Annotated in this window: 1 protein-coding gene; it reads left to right on the top strand. The window is 47.0% G+C overall.

Features of this window, described 5'->3' with window-relative positions:
- Positions 1 to 167: 167 nt before the first annotated feature.
- A complete protein-coding gene (locus VN105_RS24705) occupies positions 168 to 2,699 on the top strand; it encodes a hypothetical protein (protein ID WP_325645266.1) in 2,532 nt (843 codons plus the stop codon).
- Positions 2,700 to 2,732: the final 33 nt, after the last annotated feature.

The raw sequence follows: 2,732 nt of genomic DNA, 5'->3' as shown, positions 1-2,732 counted from the left end.
TTCTTTAAACCGGATGTAAGAACTTTCCTGGAAAACTGGGTGAAAGAAGGTCCCACACACCATTTTGCACTAGGCATAGGCCATCATGCAGAAACGATTAAAAAGATAGCGGTATTTTTAAATATTGAGGCCGTTATTGTCCGCTGACAGGACCTAAAAAAATAGTGATGAAAACTTTTCTGCAATGCTTATGTCTTGCATGCTTATGCGGAGTAACCGTAAATAGCACGGTATCTGCGCAGCAGATCGTTACATTGAAAGGACAACCATTTCAAAATGTAACCCTGGAAGCCTCTTTAAAACCGTTCAAAAAAAATGACAAAGCATATATAAGGGCGGTGGCACAGGAAATGTTTACGCAGTGGCAATCCCTGCTTCGTCATGCAGACACTATATCCGTGATGCTATGGGCATCTGATGGCTCAGAGATACTGCAGTACACCGGCCGCCCGGAACAGCAACTGGAATGGGCCCGGTATATGGGGAACCCTAATACTGAACATGCTGTTGGCTCCGGCCCGGATTCACTTTCCCTGCATGAAAGGGCTTATTATTATATTGAGAAGCCGCCGGTATTTTCTTACAGTGATTTACGTTTTATCATTCAAACCCTGAAAGACGCGGGGCATCGTATAACGGGAAAGGTTATACGTATAGGCGCTACTTTTGATCCGGGGCCTGAATTTGCACATTCTGATTTTAAGTATAAAAATCATCCTGAAGTACTGGGAGGTAATGCGATGGGAAAGAAATCCTTCGTAAGCTGTTATGCTGTGCTCAAAGGGGATAAAATGGCATATGCAGGTTTCCCGCGGGGCATCCCGGATAACACCCCTTTTGGTGTTTTTTTTGGAAGACAATGCCGTCATTTCCTTACGGATATGGGTTATGACTTTATCTGGTTCAGTAATGGGATTGGTTATGGAATGGAAGCCTGGTCGTCATCCGGCGTATTGTTTGACGGGAAAAAGTTCGATGCCGGCAAATTGTCCGAGGTAAGATCAAAAATACTTGAGTTCTGGCAGCTGTTCAGAAAAGAGTGCCCCACTTTTCAGATACAAACAAGAGGCACCAATCTTTCTGCCGGTATAGATCTGGCCCGGGATGGCGTAGATCTGAAAGATATTTATTCAGGCGGTTTCAACATCATGCCGCCTCCCAATTCTCCCTGGGCTGCGCTGGACGGGGACTATGGCATGGAGCTGGTGGGGTACATGTCGCGTATTGCCGAAGTACCGGATAACAGGTACCTGTTCCGTTACTATGTGCACGATCCCTGGTGGGTGAATAGTCCCTGGTTCGACAGGTACGGTGGAGAACCGCATGATATCTATCTTCCTATGTCTGTGAGCCGCATAGATGCAAAAGGGAATGTTTCCCTTCCTGCTTACCTGAACATTCTTTCAATAGATAATTCTTATGGAGATATGCCGGTGCAGGCGGCAGATGAAGTAATACCACATATTCTGCGGGCCCGTTATGACGCACCAACTGCGCCCGGCCCGCTGGTTTGGGTATATCCCTTTGAAGAATATCATGAATGGGCAGGCGGAAAAGATAACCGTCTTCCTGAAATATATTTCGGCGACTGGTTTATGCGCCAGGGCATTAATGAAGGGTTACCTCTCAATACGATCATTTCCACCAGTTCTTTCCGGCAGGTGATCACACAAAAACCTGGCTTTTTTCAGCAGTCTGTATTAGTGTCCGTAGTGCCTTCTGCGGGTTCTCCCCTGGAGAAAGCGTTGATCAGCTTTGTGGAAACCGGCGGGCAACTTGTTGTATATGGTCCCGCTGATCATATCGGATCAGCCTTTGCAAGGTTACTGAACCTGGATAATATCCGGCCGCTGGACGGCGTGTTCAGTCTTAGCACGCATTTTGAAAACGATCGTCTTGAACAACAGCAATATCCTGATAGCATTCTGCACAGAGCCTTATTTTGCGGTGGTGGTATCAGTACGGTGATCAGCAACAAGGCAGATACCTCTACGAAGATACTGGCTACCATGGCGCAAGCCGGCAACAGCCGGGATGTAGTGTGGACGAGATCCACTCCTGCCTGGAACGGGGGAAGAGTAGTGTACATAAGAGGTACCAACTCCAGCAGTTCTAAAGGCAGTAAATTATTAACCCCCGATAACCCCGGCCAATGGTTTACCGGCCCGTTACTGCTCCGGTATGCCATGCAGGAGTTTGGCTACCGGTTGCTTGTACAAAAGCAAAGCCCCGGGGTTAAAGCCCCGGTACTGACCATATCCAGGAGCAACAATGCTTTTTATTTCTCGGGCTTTACACCCAACACCACCGTAAAACAGTTTTTAAAATTTCCGGAAGGAGCGCCCATTTTAACTGGCTATGAAACAACATTGCATAATGGAAGTGCCTCCTATTCCTTTCCCCCGGCATGGCATAAGGAATGCCGTATTTTTGTTACACAACAGGAGGGGATTGTGTCGTGCCGGGAAACCTATTCGGGCGACCGGGACATCCGGCGGCGGATAAGGATCAACGGCCTCCGGCATGCTACTGTCCGAATATTTCCGGATAATGATATTACAGCTGAAGAGTTAAGGGCGTATATTAATTCAGCATACCCGTGGAAAACAGGAAAAGTGGTTGTCAGAAAAGGCGATGCCCGCTTCGGGAATAATTTTATTGTGGAAAATGTGAATGGTGAACTGGCAATAGCCTGGTAAGTAATTAAAACAATAAACGATTTTCAGATGAAA

The organism is Chitinophaga sp., from assembly GCF_035564935.1.
Taxonomy (GTDB): Bacteria; Bacteroidota; Bacteroidia; order Chitinophagales; family Chitinophagaceae; genus Chitinophaga.
The sequence above is the reverse complement of the archived record's forward strand: the minus strand, read 5'-3'. Positions and strand labels throughout refer to the sequence as shown.

Coding starts and splice junctions, on each gene's coding strand:
- VN105_RS24705 (WP_325645266.1), top strand. CDS start 168: ATGAAAACTTTTCTGCAATGCTTATGTCTTGCATGCTTATGCGGAGTA.